Below are 1,559 nucleotides of genomic sequence, written 5' to 3'. Positions count from 1 at the left end.
CGAGCTGCGCGGCGTCCTCCGCGATCAGCACCCGGCTCTCGGAGTCGGAGAGGATGTACGCCGATTCGTCGGCGTTGGTCTGCGGGTAGACGGTGGTCGTCGCCGCACCCGCGCACATGATGCCGAGGTCGGCGAGGATCCACTCCAGGCGGGTGGAGGAGGCCAGCGCGACGCGCTGCTCGGGCAGCACGCCCAGCTCGATCAGGCCCGCCGCGATCGCGTACACCCGCTCGGCGGCCTGCGCCCAGGTCAGCGACTTCCAGTCGTCGGGGCCCTCGCCGGAGGCCGGCGGCACCGGGTAGCGGTACGCCTCGGCGTCCGGCGTGGCGGCCACCCGCTCCAGGAAGAGTCCCGCCACGGAGGGCGGACGGTTCTCGATCAGTGTCTGTGTGTCGCTCACGACATCCTCCGGGCCCGCGACGGTGCGGCTGGCTCAGGTGCGGCTGGATTCACTCTCGGGCGGTTGTTCGGGCCGTGGTCAAGCGGCGCGTCGGACTGGTGCCCGATCACTTGTTTAACTCACGAGTAACTACGGGGCAGGCATCAGCGTAAAGGGCGACCGGCCCCCGCGTAAGAGCCCGCGCCCTGTCATTTCCTACAGACGCCCGCCCGTGACATGCGAAGAGACCCGCCGCACTTTCGTACGACGGGCCCCTCGGTGTCCGTTTTGGCCGGACGCGGCGTGCGATGCGGCGGTTACTTCTTGCCCTTGGCCGACCCCGCGCTGTCGTCGCTGGACAGCACCGCGATGAAGGCCTCCTGCGGAACCTCCACCGAACCCACCATCTTCATCCGCTTCTTGCCTTCCTTCTGCTTCTCCAGCAGCTTCCGCTTGCGGGAGATGTCACCGCCGTAGCACTTGGCGAGGACGTCCTTGCGGATGGCGCGGATGGTCTCGCGGGCGATGACGCGGGAGCCGATGGCGGCCTGGACCGGCACCTCGAAGGCCTGCCGCGGGATCAGTTCCTTGAGCTTGGCGACGAGCCGCACGCCGTAGGCGTACGCCTGGTCCTTGTGGGTGATCGCCGAGAAGGCGTCCACCTTGTCGCCGTGCAGCAGGATGTCGACCTTGACCAGGCTGGAGGTCTGCTCGCCGGTGGGCTCGTAGTCGAGCGAGGCGTAACCGCGCGTCTTGGACTTGAGCTGGTCGAAGAAGTCGAAGACGATCTCCGCGAGCGGGAGGGTGTAGCGGATCTCCACCCGGTCCTCGGAGAGGTAGTCCATGCCGAGCAGGGTGCCGCGCCGGGTCTGGCACAGCTCCATGATGGCGCCGATGAACTCGGTCGGAGCCAGGATCGTGGCGCGCACGACCGGCTCGTAGACCTCGTTGATCTTGCCCTCGGGGAACTCGCTCGGGTTGGTGACGGTGTGCTCGGTGCCGTCCTCCATGACCACGCGGTAGACCACGTTGGGCGCGGTGGCGATCAGGTCGAGGTTGAACTCGCGCTCCAGCCGCTCGCGGATCACGTCGAGGTGGAGCAGGCCGAGGAAGCCGACGCGGAAGCCGAAGCCGAGGGCGGCGGAGGTCTCCGGCTCGTAGACCAGGGCGGCGTCGTTGA

1 protein-coding gene and 1 pseudogene are annotated in these 1,559 nt (G+C 68.2%); both read right to left on the bottom strand.

All coding sequences use genetic code 11. The features are described from left to right. Positions 1-400, bottom strand: a 400-nt coding sequence (locus AB0E98_RS33625; protein WP_361710282.1) for an AMP-binding protein, incomplete at its 3' end; no start/stop codon positions are given. Between the two features lie 296 nt (positions 401-696). Beyond that, a pseudogene (locus AB0E98_RS33620) lies at positions 697-1,559 on the bottom strand (elongation factor 4); the annotation flags it as partial.

The organism is Streptomyces sp. NPDC037389 (assembly GCF_040636475.1).
GTDB lineage: Bacteria > Actinomycetota > Actinomycetes > Streptomycetales > Streptomycetaceae > Streptomyces > Streptomyces hesseae.
The sequence above is the reverse complement of the archived record's forward strand: the minus strand, read 5'-3'. Positions and strand labels throughout refer to the sequence as shown.